Here is a 15,967-nt window from a genome sequence, read left to right as displayed (position 1 = left end):
GTTCCGCCATGCGCTCCCCCACGATCCACACCGCGCCCGCCGGCGGCCGCCTGGCGCGCGCGGGCCGCTATGCCCTGCGCGTGCCGTTGCTGTTGTGGCATGTCCTGGTCCACCTGCCTCCTCTGATGATCGCCCTCGCCCTCCCGAGCGACCGCATCGACCTCGGAGGCGAGAGCCTGCGCGACCGCCTGGTCCGCGCCTGGCAGGGCGGGTTGATGCGCGTCTTCGGCATGCGTTCGCGCCGGGTCGGCACGCCGATGCCGGGCGGCGCGTTGTTCGTGGCCAACCACGTGAGCTGGATGGACATCCCGGCGCTGCACAGCCAGCGGATGATGGGTTTCGTCGCCAAGCGCGAGATCGACGGCTGGCCGGTGGTCGGGCGCATGGCGCGTCGCGGCGAGACCATCTTCCACCAGCGCGGCAGCCAGGAATCGCTGGGCGGTGTGCTCGGCGAGATGATCGAGCGGCTGCGCGCAGGGCGTTCGGTGGGCGTGTTTCCCGAGGGACGCACCCGCGACGGCACCGAGGTCGGCCCGTTCCACGCCCGCATCTTCCTGGCGGCGGTGGAATCCGGGGCGCCGGTGCAGCCGGTCGCGCTGCGCTACGGGGCGGGCGGCGAGGGCCAGCGCGAAGTCGCGTTCCGGCCGCACGAGAACTTCGCGCAGAACTTCCTGCGCCTGCTGGGCGAACCGCCGCGCGTGGTCGAGGTGGTGTTCCTGGAGCCGCTGGCGCCGGGCGATGCCGAGGGTCGTGCCGCGATCGCGCGGCGCGCGCGCGAGCGCATCGTCGCCGCCCTGCGGGAGCCGTGAGCGGGCCGGTCGCCAGCCGCTACCGTCCTCCGCGCTGGCTGCGCAACGCCCACCTGCAGTCGGCGCTCGCCGGCAGCCCGCCGCGCCGGCGGCGCGGGTTCGCGGCGCTGGCCGCGACCGGCGCGCTGACCCGGCCGGTGATCGTCGATGGCGGCGATGGCGTGCGCCTGCTCGGCCTGCACAGCGCGGTGCCGGGGGTGGAGCCCCGGGGCATGGCGCTCCTGCTGCACGGCTGGGAGGGCAGCGCCGAGTCCGCCTATGCCTGCCTGACCGCGGCCGGCTTCCTGGCCCGGGGCTGGGACGTGTTCCGGCTGAACTTCCGCGACCACGGCGGCACCCACCATCTCAACCCCGACATCTTCCATTCCGCGCGCATCGACGAAGTCGTGCACGCGGCCCGCGACATCGCCGCGCGCATGCCGCGGTCGCGGCTGGTCGTGGCGGGACACTCGCTGGGCGGCAACTTCGCCCTGCGCGTCGCGCTGCGCGCCCCGGCGGCCGGACTGGCGCTGGATGGGGTGGCCGCGGTCTGCCCCGTCCTCGATCCGGCGCGCACCATGGAGGCGATGGAGCGCGGGCTGCCGCTGTACGTACGCCACTTCGAGCGCAGCTGGCGGCGTTCGCTGGTGCGCAAGCGCGAACTGTTCCCGGAGCGGGTGCAGGTGGACGATGCGGTGCTGCGCCTTCGCATGCGCGCGCTCACGGAATGGCTGGTGTTGCGCCACACCGACTTCGGCAGCCTGGATGCCTACTTCGACCGCTATTCGATCGCCGGCGACCGCCTCGCGGGACTCACGGTGCCGGTCTCCATCCTGACCAGCGCCGACGATCCGGTGATTCCGGTGGAGGGTTTCCTTCGCCTGCGGCTGCCCGGCCACGCACATCTGGAGCTCGCGGACTGGGGCGGGCACTGCGGCTTCCTCGAGGATCGGCGCCTGGGCGGTTACGCCGAACGCTGGGCGGTCTCGCGCCTCGCGGGCACGGATTGAGCGCGGGCTACAATCGCGGTTTTCGGCGCGCCGCGCCGGCAGGACAGCCCGATGCAGGAACAGATCTTCGACGCGCTGCGCCGCGGCGACACCGCCGCCGCCCTGGACATGGCCCGCGCCTTCGCCGCCGGAACCCCGGATGACGCCGGGGCGCAGCGCCTGCTGGCGCTGGCGCTGCGCGGCAGCGGCGATCCAGCGGGAGCGCGCGAAGCCATCGAGCGTGCGATCGCGCTGGCGCCCGACGACGCCCGCCTGCACCTGGAGCACGCCCGCCTGCTGCTCGGCACCCGCGACCTCGAGGCGGCCGCGCAGGCACTGGACACCACCATCGGCATCGATCCCAACCAGTTCGGCGCCTATGTGCTCCAGGCCGAGCTGGCGATGGGCCGCAACGACCTCGAGGAAGCCGAACGCCTGGCCCGTCTGGCGGCGCGGGTGTCTCCGGACCATCCGACGCTGCAGTCGCTCGAAGGCACGATCGCGCTGCGCCGCGGCAACGCCGACGAGGCGCTGAAGCTGCTTTCCGCCGCCGCGGAGCGCGCGCCGGAGGATGCGGTGACGCTGCACGCGCTGGCCTTCGCCTACCTGGCCAAGGGGCACTTTGCGTTCGCCGAGCAGACCCTGCGCAAGCTGGTCGAGCGGCTGCCCGCGGCGAAGACGCTGCGGCTGATGATCGCGCAGCTGCAGTTCCGGCAGGGGCGTCCGGGTGACGCCGCCGACGAGGTGGCGGCGCTGTTGGAGGATGCTCCCGGCTCGCCGCCGCAAGTGCGCCGCCTCGCCGGCGAGCTCGAGCTTGTCGCCGGCCGCCCGGAGCGCGCGCTGCCCTTGCTGCGCGAGGCGCTGGCCGGCCTGCCCGGGGAGCCGCGCACGATGACCGCGATCACCGATGCCTGGCGCCGGCTGGGTGCGTTCGACGACGCCCGCGGAACGCTCGACGCCGCGCTCGATGCGACACCGGACAACGATGGGCTGTGGCGCGCACGGCTGGCCTTCGCGCCGGACGGACCGGGCTCCGCCGATGTGGTCGCGCGCTGGCGCAATACCAGGCCGGATTCGATCGAAGCCCTGGAGACCGCGATGCTGCTGCACGCCAGCGCAGGCCAGGCCGCCGAGGCCGAGGCCGCGGCGCGCGCGCTGCTGGAGCGTGCGCCCGGGCACCTGGGCGCGGAGCTGCGTGTGGCCGACGCGCTGCTGGGGCGGGATCCCGCCGAAGCGGTCCGTCACCTGGAGGAACTGCAATCCCGCCTCGCCCGTCCCGAGGAGCAGCGCCTGGTCACTGCCTGGCTGGGCGTCGCGCGGCACCGCGCCGGCGACTTCGCCGCGGCCCTCGAGGCCTGGACCCGGCACGGCGCCGAGGAGATCCAGGGACGCCTGCCCCTGCCTCCCGCGACGCCTGCGCCTGCGCAGTGGCCCGAGCCGGCCGCCGCGGCGCCGGACGCGCCGCCAGCCGCCTTCCTGGTGGGTCTTCCCGGTTCGCTCGTGGAGCGCGCGGCGGCGATCCTGGAGCCGGTGCTGCCCACGTTCCGCGCCGACCGCTTCAGCTCCCGGGCGCCGGCGGATCTCTTCCAGGACCTGGACGCCTGGCCCCGGATCGCCGCGGGCGAGATCACGGCCGACCGGGTCGTGGCCAGCTGGCGAGCGGTGCTTCCGGCCCGCGCCATCGGCGGTCCCGTGGTCGACTGGCTTCCCTGGTGGGACAACGTCTATGCCGCGGCCATGCGTGCCGCGCTGCCCGAGGCCGAACTGCTCCTGGTCCTGCGCGATCCGCGCGACATGCTGCTGGACTGGCTCGCCTTCGGCTCGCACACGCCGTTCCTGGCCCGGTCGCCGCAGGACGCCGCCGACTGGCTGGCCGCCGCGCTCGGACAGCTGGCGAGCCTCCACGAACAGGACCTGGTGCGCCACCATCTGCTGAAGGTGGACGACAGCGGCGAGGATGCGAAGGCGATGGCGGCGCAGCTCGGCGACGCGCTCGGCATCACCCTGCCCGAGCCCCCCGCCGGGTACTTCGGAGCGCCGCGCTTCGCCGCCGGCACCTGGCGCAGCTATGCCGACCTGTTGGCGGAGCCGTTCGCGGCGCTGGCGCCGGTGGCGCGCCGCTTCGGTTACCCCGACGCCTGACCACGAGGAGCACGACCATGCGCATCCAGAGCGAAAGCTTCGGCCACGGCCGGCCCATCCCCGCGGAATTCGCCTTCGGCACCCCCGACGGACTGGGCGGCAACCGCAACCCGCAGCTGTCCTGGAGCGGCGCGCCGGCGGGCACGCGTTCGTTCGCGCTGCTGTGCATCGACGCCGACGTGCCCACGGACCCGGCGCTGGTCGCCAATGCCGACGTCGACATCCCGGTGGAGCACCCGCGGGGCGACTTCACGCACTGGGCGATGGTCGACATCCCGTCGCAGGTCACTTCGATCGCCGCCGGCAGCTGCAGCGACGGCGTGACCCCGCGTGGCAAGCGCAACCCGCCGGGTCCGGCCAGCGCGCGCCAGGGCCTCAACGACTACACCGGCTGGTTCGCCGGTGATGCGGAGATGGGCGGCGACTGGCTGGGCTACGACGGCCCGTATCCGCCGGCGCACGACCTGCGCCTGCACCGCTACTTCTTCCGCGTGTTCGCCCTCGATGTCGAACGGCTGGACGTGCCGGCACGCTTCACCGGCGGCGACGTGCTGCGCGCCATGCAGGGCCACGTGCTCGCGGAAGCCGCGACCTGGGGCAGCTACAGCCTCCATCCCGCGAACCGGTAGGAGGCGACGTCGCGCGGCCGGGCGTGCGACCGGCCGTGGTGGTCCGGGCCGGCCTCAGTCGCCCGCCGGCAGCCAGAGCAGCAGGGCCGCGCCGAGCAGGATCCGGTACACCGCGAAGCCGGTGAACCGGTGGTCCTCGATATAGCCCAGCAGCCATTTGACGACCAGGAAGCCGGTGATCGTGGCCGCGGCGAAGGCGATGCCGACGTCGGTCCAGGCCTCGCCGCCGAGGGCACCGTCCGCGGCCAGCTCGACGAAGGCATAGCCGCTGGCCGCGAACATGGTCGGGATCCCGACCAGGAACACGAATTCGGCCGCATCCCGGCGCCGGCTGAGTCCGGCGAGCATGGCGACGAAGATCGCCGCCGCGGAGCGCGAGGTGCCCGGGAACACGCCGGCCACCACCTGCGCCAGGCCGACGAGGAGGGCGACTGTCCAGGTGACCGAGGTGCCGTCGCCGCCGCCGCGGCGCTCGGCCAGGCGCTCGGCCACGATCATCCAGACCCCGCCGACCACCAGCGCCCAGGCGATCGGCGTCACCGTCTCCGGCAGTTCCCAGCCCAGCAGCCGCACCGGAAGGCCGACCACCGCGGTGACGATGAACGCCGCCGCCAGCTTCATGGCGTAGTCGCGGTTGCGTGCATCCCCCAGGCCGGTCGCCAGCGCGACGATGCGTTCCCGGAACACCAGGGTGATGGCGAGGATCGCACCGGCCTGGATCACGATGTTGAAGAAGTCCGAACGCGCGCCGAGCCAACGCTGCGCGATCAGCAGGTGGCCGGTGCTGGAGATCGGGAGGAACTCGGTCAGGCCTTCGAGGATGCCCAGCAGCAGGGCGGCCAGCGGGTCGGTCATCGCCAGGGTCCGTGGGTCCGTGGATCGGGCCGCGGCCGGAGCCGGGCGTGCAGGATATGAGCAGGGCGGCAGCATAGCCGATCCATGGACTGCACCATGATGGTGAATCCAGCGTCCGTCGTGCACTTGCATGGTGCAGAATATCGGGCGGGTTTCACACCCGGCCAGCAAAATCAGTCACCTGGACGGTGGCATGAGGTTTGCGTCATGGATGTCGACACCGGGCGCGCCCGGACCTCCCGCCTCATCCCCACATCGGAGCCACCATGTCCTTCGACAACGTCGAAAAGCTGATCAGCGACCACCGGGTCGAATTCGTCGACCTGCGTTTCTGCGACATGCGCGGCGTGCAGCACCACGTCACGTTCCCGAAGTCGATCATCGAGCCCGGCCTGTTCGAGGACGGCAAGATGTTCGACGGCTCCTCGATCGGCGGCTGGCGCGGTATCCACCAGTCGGACATGGTGCTGCTGCCCGACGCCGGCACCGCCTTCCTCGATCCCTTCACCGCCGATCCGACCCTGGTCCTCACCTGCGACGTGCTCGATCCGACCACGATGCAGGCCTACAACCGCGACCCGCGCGGCATCGCCAAGCGTGCCGAGGCCTGGCTCAAGGCCAGCGGCATCGCCGAGCAGGCCTTCTTCGGCCCCGAGCCCGAGTTCTTCATCTTCGACTCGGTGCGCTACGCCAACGACATGGGCCACACCTTCTTCCACGTCGATTCCGAGGAGGCGGCGTGGAACTCGGGCCGCGAGTACGCCGGCGGCAACACCGGCTATCGCCCGGGCGTGAAGGGCGGCTATTTCCCGGTGGCGCCGCTGGACTCGCTGCACGACATCCGCGCCGAGATGTGCAAGACGCTGGAGGCCGTCGGCATCGAGGTCGAGGTCCATCACCACGAGGTCGCCAATGCCGGCCAGTGCGAGATCGGCACGAAGTTCAGCTCGCTGGTGCAGAAGGCCGACGAACTGCTGACCACCAAGTACGTGATCAAGAACGTCGCCTTCCGCAACGGAAAGACCGCGACCTTCATGCCCAAGCCGCTGGTGGGCGACAACGGCAGCGGCATGCACGTGCACCAGTCGCTGGCCAAGGGCGGCGTGAACCTGTTCGCCGGCGACGGCTACGGCGGCCTGAGCCAGACCGCACTGTGGTACATCGGCGGCGTGTTCAAGCACGCGCGCGCGATCAACGCCTTCGCCAACTCCAGCACCAACAGCTACAAGCGCCTGGTGCCGGGCTTCGAGGCGCCGGTGATGCTGGCCTATTCGGCCTCGAACCGCTCGGCCTCCTGCCGCATCCCCTACGTCTCCAACCCGAAGGCGCGCCGCATCGAATTCCGCTTTCCGGACCCGATGAACTCCGGCTACCTGATCTTCACCGCGCTGATGATGGCCGGGCTGGACGGCATCCGGAACCGGATCGACCCGGGCGGCCCCAGCGACAAGGACCTCTACGACCTGCCGCCCGAAGAGGCCAGGGGCATTCCGACCGTCTGCCACTCGCTCGACCAGGCGCTGGAAGCGCTCGACGCCGACCGCGAGTTCCTCAAGGCCGGCGGGGTGATGAGCGACGATTTCATCGACGCCTACATCACGCTGAAGATGAAGGAGGTCACCGCGTTCCGCGCGGCGACCCACCCGCTCGAGTACCAGATGTACTACGCCATCTGACCGTCGGAGGGAACGGCATCGGGGGTCTGCCGCACGGCCTCCGGGTGCCCGAAGAGGTAGCCCTGCCCGTAACGGCAGCCCAGCGCCACCAGCGCCGCCCGCTGCTCCTCGGCCTCGATGCCCTCGGCCACCACTTCCATGCGCAGGGCCCGTGCCAGCGACAGCACGGCGTCGATCACCGCCGCGCTGTTGTCCTGCCGGTCCAGCGCCTCCAGGAAGGTGCGGTCGATCTTCAGCATGCGCAGCGGGAAGGTGTGCAGGTAGCTCAGCGACGAGTAGCCGGTGCCGAAGTCGTCCAGCGCCACGCCCACGCCGTGCTCCTGCAGTTCCTGCAGGAGCATGCGCACCTGCTCCGGATTGTTCAGCAGCGATCCCTCGGTGACCTCGATCAGCAGCCGCGACGGGGCCAGCCCCGTGCGCCCGAGCAGGCCCAGCAGGCGCTCGGAGAAGTCGCTGCGCAGCAGGTGGCGCGGGGAGACGTTGATGGACAGGTAGCCTGAGCCCTCCCTGGCCGCCGCCAGGCTGCAGGCGCGCTTGAAGATGCGCCAGTCGATCGCCTCGATGATGCCGCTGGCCTCGGCCACTTCCAGGAAGTCGCCGGGGCGCAGCAGGCCGCGCTGCGGGTGGTTCCAGCGCATCAGCGCCTCGTGGCCGACCACGGTGCCGTCGGAGAGGTCGACGATGGGCTGGGAAGTGGGGCTCGAGCTCGTCGCGCCTGAGCGCCAGGCGCAGCTCGGCCTCCATGGTCAGCTCGTCCACCGCTGTGCGCTGCAGCGAATCGTCGAACAGATGCCAGCGATTGCCGCCCAGCGCCTTCGCCTGGTACAGCGCGGTGTCGGCATCGCGGACCAGGTCGTCGGTCTGCCGGTAGCGTTCGTCGGCGACCGCGATCCCGATGCTCGCCGAGGGTTCGAGCATGCGACCGGCGATCGTCACCGGCTGCGTCAGCTGGTCCAGCACGCGCCGGGCCACCGCGATGGCGGCCGATGGCCGGCCCGCCCGGTCCAGCGCGATCTCGCCCAGCAGGATCACGAACTCGTCGCCCGACAGCCGTGCCACCAGGTCGGGTTCACGCACGCAGGCCTGCAGGCGACGCGAGATCTCGCGCAGGAACTCGTCGCCGGCCAGGTGCCCGAGGCTGTCGTTGATGATCTTGAAGCGGTCCACGTCGAGGTACAGCAGCGCGCAGCGCCGGCCGGGCTCGCCGTGCACCCACAGCAGCGCTTCGTTGATCCGCCGATGCAGGTGGCCGCGATTGGGCAGGCCGGTCAGGGCGTCGTGCATCACCTCGTGCCGCAGACGCTGCTGGATGCGTTCGCGCTCGTGGATCTGGCGCCGCAGTTCGGCCGTGCGCTCGGCCACCCGTTCCTCCAGCTGCGCGTACGCCTGCTGCTGGAAGTCGGCGGCGCGCAGGCGCAGCAGGCTGGTCGCGATCTGCGAGGCGACGAAGGACAGCAGCTTCTGGTCCGCCGCGGTGTACTCCACTTCGCTGGTATAGCTCTGCACCGCGACCACGCCGATGCTGTGGCTCCCCGAGCCCAGCGGAACGCCCAGCCAGCACAGCGAGCGCGGCCCGGTGTCCACCAGGACGAGTTCACCCGCGTCCTCCAGCGCCTGCACCTCGCGCGGTCCGCCCAGGAAGGGCTCGCCCCGCCGCAGCACAAGCTCGGTCAATCCGCGGCCCAGCGGCCGGCCCTCGGGCATGTTCGGATCCCGCGTGCTCACGTAGTAGGGGAACTCCAGCCGCGTGCCGTCCTCGGAGCGCAGGGCGATGAAAAAGTTGTCGGCGTTGAGCAGCTGGCCCACGATCTGGTGGATGCGGGGGTAGAACTGATTCGAGCCGATGTCGGCACTTGCGAGCTTGGCGATCTGGAACAGTGCCGCCTGGAGTCGTTCGGCGCGCTCGCGCTCCACGATTTCCTGCTGCAGCGCGCGGTTGACCGCGGCCAGTTCGCGGGTGCGCGCCTCGACGTTGCGTTCGAGCAGGTCGGTGCTGCGCTTGAGCTCGAGCGCGGTGAGGATGTGGCTGGCCACGAACTCCAGCAGAGCCTGGTCCTCGGCGTCGAAGTCCACGCCGGGCGTGTACGTCTGCACCACGATCGCGCCCAGCGCCACGCCGTCGCGCAGGATCGGCACGCCGAGCCAGTCGATGCACTCGCTGCCGACCGCGCGCAGCGGACCGTCCACCTGGTGCGCCAGGCGCGTGGCGTCCCCGCGCAGCGCGCGCTGGCCCTGCAGGAGGTGCCAGGTCCAGGTGTGGCGCAGCTGTTCCAGCGGCAGCTTGCCGACGAACGGGGCCGGGTCCTGGACATCGACGAAATACAGCAGCTCGAGGGTGTCGGCGGCCGGGTCGCGCAGGACGATGTAGAAGTTCTCCGCGTACATCAGCGTGCCGACGATGTCGTGGATGCCGCGCAGCACTTCGGCCATGTCGAGGCTGGACACCGCCAGCTCGGAAATGGCGAACAGCGCGCGCTGCAGCTGTTCGGAGTGCTGCAGGCGCTCGACCTCGCGGGACAGGTCGGTCAGCGTCAGCTCCCGTGCCAGCAGCCGGTCCGCCGTCCGGACGGGGACCGCGAGCGCCGCCAGCAGCGCCTCGGCATCCGCATCGGGTGATGGTTCGAGCAGCAGGACGGCACCGCTGCCCGGCATCGGCACCGCGAGCGGCGCAGGATCGCCCGGAACGTCGGGAGCTGCGTGGGCCAGCCAGGCCCTGGCCACTCCAGGCAGGGCGCAGGCGATGCCGCGGATGGTGGTCGCCAGCGCCTCCGGCCCGTCTGCCTCCAGCAGCTGCTGGCGCCAGTCCAGTGCCTGCTGCGCGTGGACCGGCAGGGAAAGGCGCGCGTTCATGCGCTCAGCCGGAGATCCCGCTGCCGGGCGGCGATGGCGCGTGGGTCATCGGGAGCGGGGCCTGCCTGCTGCATGGATCTTCTGACGCGGCAATGTGTTGCGGTATCGGCCGGGGCGCCCGGTTCTTGAGCCTGAGCCTGCAGCGGAGTCTAAGCCGTTTCGCGCGCCCCCCCCAGGCGGGTGTCCAGCCGTTGGAAATGGGTTGTAATGGCATGCCGATGCGAGAGGGTCCGCGATGTTCCGCACCACCATCCTGCTCCTGTGCACCCTGGCCCTCGCGGCCTGCGTCCATTCGCCGCCGCGCAACCCGATGGCGCACTGGGTGCCGTCGCCCAACCACGACGAGCGCCGCCCGGTCGTCATCGTCCTGCACTACACCGAGCAGGACTCGGTCGCCAAGAGCCTGGACACGCTGCGCACCCGCAACAGCGGAGGGCCGGTCAGCTCGCACTACCTTGTCGGCGACGATGGCGCGATCTACCAGCTGGTCGCCGATGCCCACCGCGCCTGGCATGCCGGCGGCGGCCGCTGGGGAACGATCACCGACGTCAACTCGGCCTCCATCGGGATCGAGATCGACAACGATGGCCGCGAGCCGTTCACCGAGCCGCAGGTGCAGGCCCTGCTGCGGCTGCTCGAGGACCTGACCGCGCGCCTGCGCATCCCGCGCACGCAGGTGATCGGCCACTCCGACCTGGCGCCCTCGCGCAAGATCGACCCGGGCCCGCTGTTCCCCTGGAAGCGACTGGCCGAGGCCGGGTTCGGCGTCTGGCCGGCGGACGACGCGCCGCCGGCACCCGAGGGCTTCGACGCGCTGCGCGCGCTGGAGCAGGTGGGCTACGACATCGCCCATGGCGAAGCCACGATCCGCGCCTTCCGCCTGCGCTTCCGCGGCGATGCGGGGACTGCGCTGGACGCGGAGGACCTGCGCATCCTGCATGCGTTGACGATGCCGGGAGGTGCCGGCATCGCGGAGCCGGTCGTGTCCGGGCAGTAGCGGCTGGCGTCCGTCCCGCGCTCAGGCGTCGCAGGCCCAGTCGCGGAACGCGGCCATGGCCGCGGTTTCACCCCGCGTGCGAAGGCGCGTGAGCCAGTAGCCGCCCACGTCCACCTCGGTCGCCGACAGGCGGACCAGGCGGCCGCTGGCCAGGTCCTGTTCGAACATGCGCAGCGGCAGCAGCGCGACGCCGGCGCCGGATGCCGCGGCGGCCGCGATCGCGAGCGAGGAATCGAACACCGGGCCACGCAGGGCCGGCGGCGGCAGCCCGGCGGCGGCGAACCAGCGCGACCATTCGTCGGGCCGGTAGGAGCGCAGCAGCGGCAGGTCCAGCAGGTCGCGGCGGCGACGTACGCGTCGGGCCAGCGCCGGCGCGGCGACCGGTGCGAACGGCGCCGCGCAGAGGAAGGCCGCATCCAGCCCCAGCCAGTTGCCATCGCCGAACCGGACGGCCAGGTCCAGGCCCTCGCCGGCCTGGTCGATGCGGTTGTTGTGCGTGAGCAGTCGCAGGTCGATGCCCGGATACGTCGCCGCGAACTCCCCCAGGCGCGGCAGCAGGCAACCGGTGGCGAAGGTGGCCACCGCGCTCACCGTCAGCACTTCGCGCGCGGCCCCGGACTCGAACCGCGCCAGCGCGCCGGCGATGCGCCCGAAGGCATCGCGAAGTGCCGGGAACAGCGCTTCACCCTCGTCGGTCAGGGCGACACCGCGTGGCAGGCGCCGGAACAGCCGGCAGCCGAGGCGCGCCTCCAGCGACCGGATGCGGTGGCTGAGCGCTGCCTGGGTGATGCGCAGCTCCAGCGCCGCCTTCGTGAAGTTGAGGTGGCGCGCCGCGGCCTCGAACGCCCGCAGGCCGGTCAGCGGGAGGTGGGGATTGTCCATCGAGCCATTAGATCAGCTCATGCCTGCGATGAGATCCTGTCGATTGTGGCGGGGTGGCGACGCCTCCAGCATCGGATTCCCGATGGCTTGAGAGGAGGCGAGCGATGAGTGCAGGAGGTGCTGGCGCCGCAGGCCCGGCGGTTGGACTGGCGCTGTTGTTGCTGGGCAGCGCGGCAGTGGAGGCGCTCGAGCCGGGGGCGCCGACGGGCGCGGTCGGAGCGGAGGCCGCGACGCCGCTCCCGCAGCTGCGCGCCTACGAGGCACCCGAGCCATGGCGGCAGCCCGTGGCGCCGCTGCGCATCGCGGAGGACACCTGGCAGATCGGTACCGCCGGCCTCAGCGTGCTGCTCCTGGTGGGTGATGAAGGCGCGATCCTGATCGACGGTGGCATGCCGCAGGCGGCGGGGCAGGTGCTGGCCAACGTCCGCGCGCTGGGCCTCGCGCCTGCGGATGTGAAGCTGATCCTCCACAGCCACGCCCACGTCGACCACGTCGGGCCGCTGGCCGGACTCAAACGCGCCACCGGTGCACGCGTGCTGGCCAATGCGGAGTCCGCGGCGCTGCTGGCGCGTGGCGGTGCCGAGGACATCCATTACGGCGATGCGATGGTGTATCCGCCGGTGCAGGCGGACCGCCTGCTGCAGGACGGGGAAACCGTCGAGCTGGGACGACTGCGGCTCACGGTGCATTTCACGCCGGGACACACGCCGGGAAGCATGAGCTGGAGCTGGCAGGACCGCGCCCCGGACGGCACGCCTCTGCGGATCGTCTACGCCGACAGCATGAGCGCGCCCGGGTACCGGCTGCTCGACAATCCCGCTACCCCGGCATCGTCGAGGACTATCGCGCCAGCCTGGCCACGCTGCGCTCGCTGCCCTGCGACCTGCTGCTGACCCCCCACCCCGGCGCCAGCGGCTGGCGCTACGGCACCACGCTCGAACGCGTGCAGTCCCTCGATTGCCGCGGCTATGCCGACATCGCGGAGCGCGCGCTGCAGGCGGCCATCGACGCGGAGCGGCGTGCGGCGCCGTGAGTTCCGGCGGCCGAGTCGCCGTTCGGGAGAACCGGTCGGCAGCGCGTAGCGGGGGACGTCACGGCGTCGCGTCCGTCGGCGCCCGCGCCAGTATCAGGTGGCGCTCCAGGAAGCGCTCGATCGCTTCGAAATAGCCGGGTGCGAACCGTGCGCGGTTGTAGGGCCAGCGGCGCAGGCGCTCGTGGTCGGGATCGTCGGCGTCGGCGTGCGGGAACGGGGCGTCATCCTGCAGCAGGCGTGGATATTCCTCGGGGAGTCCGCTGGTGCTCTCCCAGAACAGGTGGTTGCTGCGCTCCAGGACCCGGATCTCGGCCCCGGGATTGGCCGCGAGCGCGGCCTGCATCGGCGCGAGGTTGGCTGCAGGGGGCACCAGGGGATCGTTCTCCCCCAACAGCGCCAGCACCGGCTGCCGGACCGCTGACAGCGCGGGCACGGGATCGTGGCGGTAGACCCGGCAGAGATAGTGGTACGGGACGAGGCCGCAACCCGAGAGCAGCGCACGCAGCCAGCGCGCCTGCCGACGTGCGCCGGCGCGGGCTCTCGCTTCCGGTGTCCCGTTCCGGCGCAGGGTTTCGAACCGCTCGCTGGCGATCTGCGCATGCACCGGCTCCGCCGGACCGGCGGCGAGGATCAGCGCGGCCACCCGCGGGTCGTCGGCCACCAGTGGCACCACGTATCCGCCCTGGCTGTGTCCGTAGAGCACGCTGCGCGAACCATCGAGGTCCGGGCGGGCGGCCACCCAGTCCAGCGCAGCGCGCACGTTGTCGGCGCGATCGGCGAAGTCTTCCTTGCGCCAGTCGCCGGTGGAGGCGCCCACGCCCTTCTTGCCCAGCGTCAGCACGGCCATGCCACGCCGGACCAGGCGTCGCTGCAAGGGCCCTTCGGCGGGCGAGATGCCGTCGCGGGAACCGGACACGGACACCAGCACCGGGACCCTGGCGTCGTCGTCGGGCCGCAGCAGGGTCGCGGCGATGCGGTGGGGGCCGGAAGGAACGAACACGCGCTCGAGCCGATAGGGCTGGCCGGATTCGGGGTCGACGATGCGTCGTGCCGGTTGCGGCCAGTCCGGCTGGGCGGCCACGGCCGCCAGCGGCAGCAGGCAGGGCAGGAGGAAGCACAGCCTGCGGGATGTCGTTCGATGCATTGGAGCGGGGCCTCTTCGTCAACGGGCGGTTCGCTGGTAGAACGTACGGTCGCCACCATCCCGGGGCGAGGACGACGAGGCGTCAGATCCGGCCATGAATCCCGACCGCACGATGGAGGTGCCACATCGCGTCGGGATGCTGGTCTATCCGGACGCGCAGCTCCTGGACATCGCCGGTCCGCTGGAGGTGTTCGCGCGCACGGCGCGCTGGCTGCAGGCGCGGCGATGCCTGGCGGTGCCCGCCTATTCGGTCGAGCTGGTCGCGGCCAGCGCCGGGCCGGTGGCCACGTCCAGCGGCATCGCGGTGGTGGCGCGCCACGGTTTCGAGACGGAGGAGGCGTTCGACACCCTGCTGGTCACCGGCGGCATCGGCTACGCGAGCGCCTGCCGGGACGCGGCGCTGATGGCGTGGGTCGCGCGGCACGCGGCACGGGTCCCGCGCCTGGGCTCGATCTGCACCGGCGCGCTGGTCCTCGCCGCCGCGGGCGTGCTCGATGGCCGGGCGGCGACCACGCACTGGGACTATCTCGACCTGCTGGCGGCACAGGCTCCCGGGTGCCGCGTCGACCGCGAAGCGATCTACGTCCGCAGCGGCCACGTCTACACCTCGGCCGGTGTCACCGCCGGCATCGACCTGGCATTGGGGCTGGTGGAGCAGGACTGGGGCAGGGCGGTCGCGGTGGCGGTGGCCCGGGAGCTGGTCGTGTACCGCCGGCGCACCGCCGCCCAGGCACAGGTGAGCCGGTTCCTGGAGGCGGAGCGTCGCGGAGACCGCTTCGGCGAGCTGCAGCTGTGGATCCTCGACCACCTCGGCGGCGACCTGTCGGTGGAGCGCCTGGCGCAGGTGGTGGCCATGAGCGTGCGCAACTTTTCCCGCCAGTTCCGCGCGCGTATGGGGGAAACACCGGCCGCGTTCGTCCTGCGGCTTCGCGTGGAAGAGGCCTGCCGGCGACTGGAAGAGGGGGGCGCGTCGTTGAAGGACATCGCCAGGCAGTGTGGTTTCGCGGACGAGCAGGCCTTGCGTCGTGCGTTCCGGCGCCAATTGGGCGTGCTGCCGCAGGCATACCGGCGACACACCACGGCGGCGTGACGGGTCCCCGCAATCACTCGTTCCTGCAGGTACCCACCGCTTCCGTCAGTACCGTCACCAGCGCGGCAAGTTCATCCGCGACGGCGACTTCGGCATGACGCCGAGGCAGATTGTGTACCTGGTTGCGCAGCCCCGCCAGCGGGCCGCAAACACCGTTTCTCCGCGTAGTGGCGGCTTGCAGGACCACGTCGAGCCTGGCGATGATGGACCGGGCGACACCTGCGCCCAACCGCCCCTGCTCGACCAGCGCGTCGATGCGTAGCTTGGCGTCGGTGACGACCTCGGCAACCGTTGTTGGTTCGGCAGGCTCGAGTTGCAACGTGAGCGTGGTTACAAGGCCGGGGGTGGTTTGCAGTTCCAGATAAACCTGTGGGGCCGCGATGGGTTCGGTCGGGAATACGTCACCGGCGAGCATGGTGGGAGTCACGTCAAGCGAAGTGACTTCCTCGAAGATCAATTGCCAATCGAAGATGGGCAGTCCCCCGAACTCACTGGATTCATTGATCCTGCCGCCGAACATGAGTACCTGGTCAATCAGGGTGACCCCGGACAGCACAACGTTGTCGAATGTCTGCACCGTGCCGCCGCTGACCAGCAGGGTGGGCTCGTGACCCGGCAGTTCCACGCGAAGCGACTGCATGGCGCGAACGAATATTCCCTGGTCGGGGAGCGGGTGTTCGTCATCCGTCGCGGCGTCTACCGTATACGACAGGTGGATGGTGGCTCCCACCGGAGCTTCGGCAGCCTGGGGACCTCTCACTTCGGTGATGGTGCCAATGTAGCTATGCGACACGAGGGACGCTTCCGCCGTCGAAACAGACAGCGCTCCACCGATGAGGAGGCAAGCGCACTGCAGGACCGCTTTCATGATGTCGTTCTCATCGAAATAGAC

The 15,967-nt window shown here is 71.3% G+C and carries 12 protein-coding genes and 2 pseudogenes; 8 read left to right on the top strand and 6 right to left on the bottom strand.

Translation table 11 applies throughout. The annotated features are described in order from the left end of the window. Positions 1-8: 8 nt before the first annotated feature. The 4 genes from FPZ22_RS06950 to FPZ22_RS06935 are packed head-to-tail and all read left to right on the top strand — an operon-like array spanning position 9 to position 4,548. The gene (locus FPZ22_RS06950; protein WP_144891609.1) at positions 9-809 is read left to right on the top strand and encodes a lysophospholipid acyltransferase family protein; all 801 of its coding nucleotides are present in this window, start codon (positions 9-11) and stop codon (positions 807-809) included. Then, positions 806-1,798: a YheT family hydrolase gene (locus tag FPZ22_RS06945; RefSeq protein ID WP_144891607.1), complete on the top strand. Its 993-nt coding sequence runs from the start codon at positions 806-808 to the stop codon at positions 1,796-1,798. Before FPZ22_RS06950 ends, FPZ22_RS06945 begins: the two co-directional genes overlap by 4 nt. Before the next feature lie 51 nt (positions 1,799-1,849). Next, positions 1,850-3,919, top strand: coding sequence for a tetratricopeptide repeat protein (locus FPZ22_RS06940; protein ID WP_144891605.1), 2,070 nt, complete (start codon positions 1,850-1,852; stop codon positions 3,917-3,919). 17 nt (positions 3,920-3,936) lie between these two features. After that, the gene (locus tag FPZ22_RS06935) at positions 3,937-4,548 is read left to right on the top strand and encodes a YbhB/YbcL family Raf kinase inhibitor-like protein (RefSeq protein ID WP_144891603.1); all 612 of its coding nucleotides are present in this window, start codon (positions 3,937-3,939) and stop codon (positions 4,546-4,548) included. A 54-nt stretch (positions 4,549-4,602) separates the two neighbouring features. Here the strand turns inward: FPZ22_RS06935 and FPZ22_RS06930 are convergent, their stop codons facing one another. Beyond that, positions 4,603-5,403: an undecaprenyl-diphosphate phosphatase gene (locus tag FPZ22_RS06930; RefSeq protein ID WP_144891601.1), complete on the bottom strand. Its 801-nt coding sequence runs from the start codon at positions 5,401-5,403 to the stop codon at positions 4,603-4,605. 266 nt (positions 5,404-5,669) lie between these two features. Here FPZ22_RS06930 and glnA point away from each other — a divergent pair, with 266 nt between their 5' ends. Beyond that, the gene (gene glnA, locus FPZ22_RS06925) at positions 5,670-7,079 is read left to right on the top strand and encodes a type I glutamate--ammonia ligase (RefSeq protein ID WP_144891599.1); all 1,410 of its coding nucleotides are present in this window, start codon (positions 5,670-5,672) and stop codon (positions 7,077-7,079) included. Here glnA and FPZ22_RS06920 read toward each other — a convergent pair. Together FPZ22_RS06920 and FPZ22_RS14435 are read right to left on the bottom strand one after the other, a co-directional pair. Beyond that, complete coding sequence (locus tag FPZ22_RS06920; RefSeq protein WP_168198961.1) at positions 7,067-7,738, bottom strand: EAL domain-containing protein; 672 nt, start codon at positions 7,736-7,738, stop codon at positions 7,067-7,069. The two genes, glnA and FPZ22_RS06920, sit on opposite strands and share 13 nt — an antisense overlap. Before the next feature lie 190 nt (positions 7,739-7,928). Then, positions 7,929-9,464, bottom strand: a pseudogene (locus FPZ22_RS14435) (sensor domain-containing diguanylate cyclase); the annotation flags it as partial. Between the two features lie 700 nt (positions 9,465-10,164). Between FPZ22_RS14435 and FPZ22_RS06905 the strand changes: the two are divergent. After that, a complete protein-coding gene (locus FPZ22_RS06905; protein WP_144891595.1) occupies positions 10,165-10,926 on the top strand; it encodes an N-acetylmuramoyl-L-alanine amidase in 762 nt (253 codons plus the stop codon). A 21-nt stretch (positions 10,927-10,947) separates the two neighbouring features. Here FPZ22_RS06905 and FPZ22_RS06900 read toward each other — a convergent pair whose 3' ends face one another. Then, complete coding sequence (locus FPZ22_RS06900; RefSeq protein ID WP_144891593.1) at positions 10,948-11,808, bottom strand: LysR substrate-binding domain-containing protein; 861 nt, start codon at positions 11,806-11,808, stop codon at positions 10,948-10,950. A gap of 104 nt (positions 11,809-11,912) precedes the next feature. Here FPZ22_RS06900 and bla point away from each other — a divergent pair. Continuing rightward, a pseudogene (bla, locus tag FPZ22_RS06895) lies at positions 11,913-12,841 on the top strand (subclass B3 metallo-beta-lactamase). 58 nt (positions 12,842-12,899) lie between these two features. Here the strand turns inward: bla and FPZ22_RS06890 are convergent. Continuing rightward, entirely contained in the window at positions 12,900-13,985 is a 1,086-nt protein-coding gene (locus FPZ22_RS06890) for an alpha/beta hydrolase family protein (RefSeq protein ID WP_144891591.1), read from the bottom strand. A 94-nt stretch (positions 13,986-14,079) separates the two neighbouring features. Here FPZ22_RS06890 and FPZ22_RS06885 point away from each other — a divergent pair, with 94 nt between their 5' ends. Beyond that, positions 14,080-15,075, top strand: a complete 996-nt coding sequence (locus FPZ22_RS06885) for a GlxA family transcriptional regulator (protein WP_210412647.1) — start codon at positions 14,080-14,082, stop codon at positions 15,073-15,075. Positions 15,076-15,088: 13 nt separating this feature from the next. On the opposite strand, the gene FPZ22_RS06880 is transcribed toward FPZ22_RS06885, so the two are convergent. Next, on the bottom strand, positions 15,089-15,943 hold the full coding sequence (locus tag FPZ22_RS06880; RefSeq protein ID WP_144891589.1) for a hypothetical protein: 855 nt from the start codon (positions 15,941-15,943) through the stop codon (positions 15,089-15,091). Between the last annotated feature and the right edge of the window lie 24 nt (positions 15,944-15,967).

This window comes from Luteimonas granuli (assembly GCF_007795095.1).
GTDB lineage: Bacteria > Pseudomonadota > Gammaproteobacteria > Xanthomonadales > Xanthomonadaceae > Luteimonas > Luteimonas granuli.
This window is presented reverse-complemented; position numbering and strand designations above follow the sequence as displayed.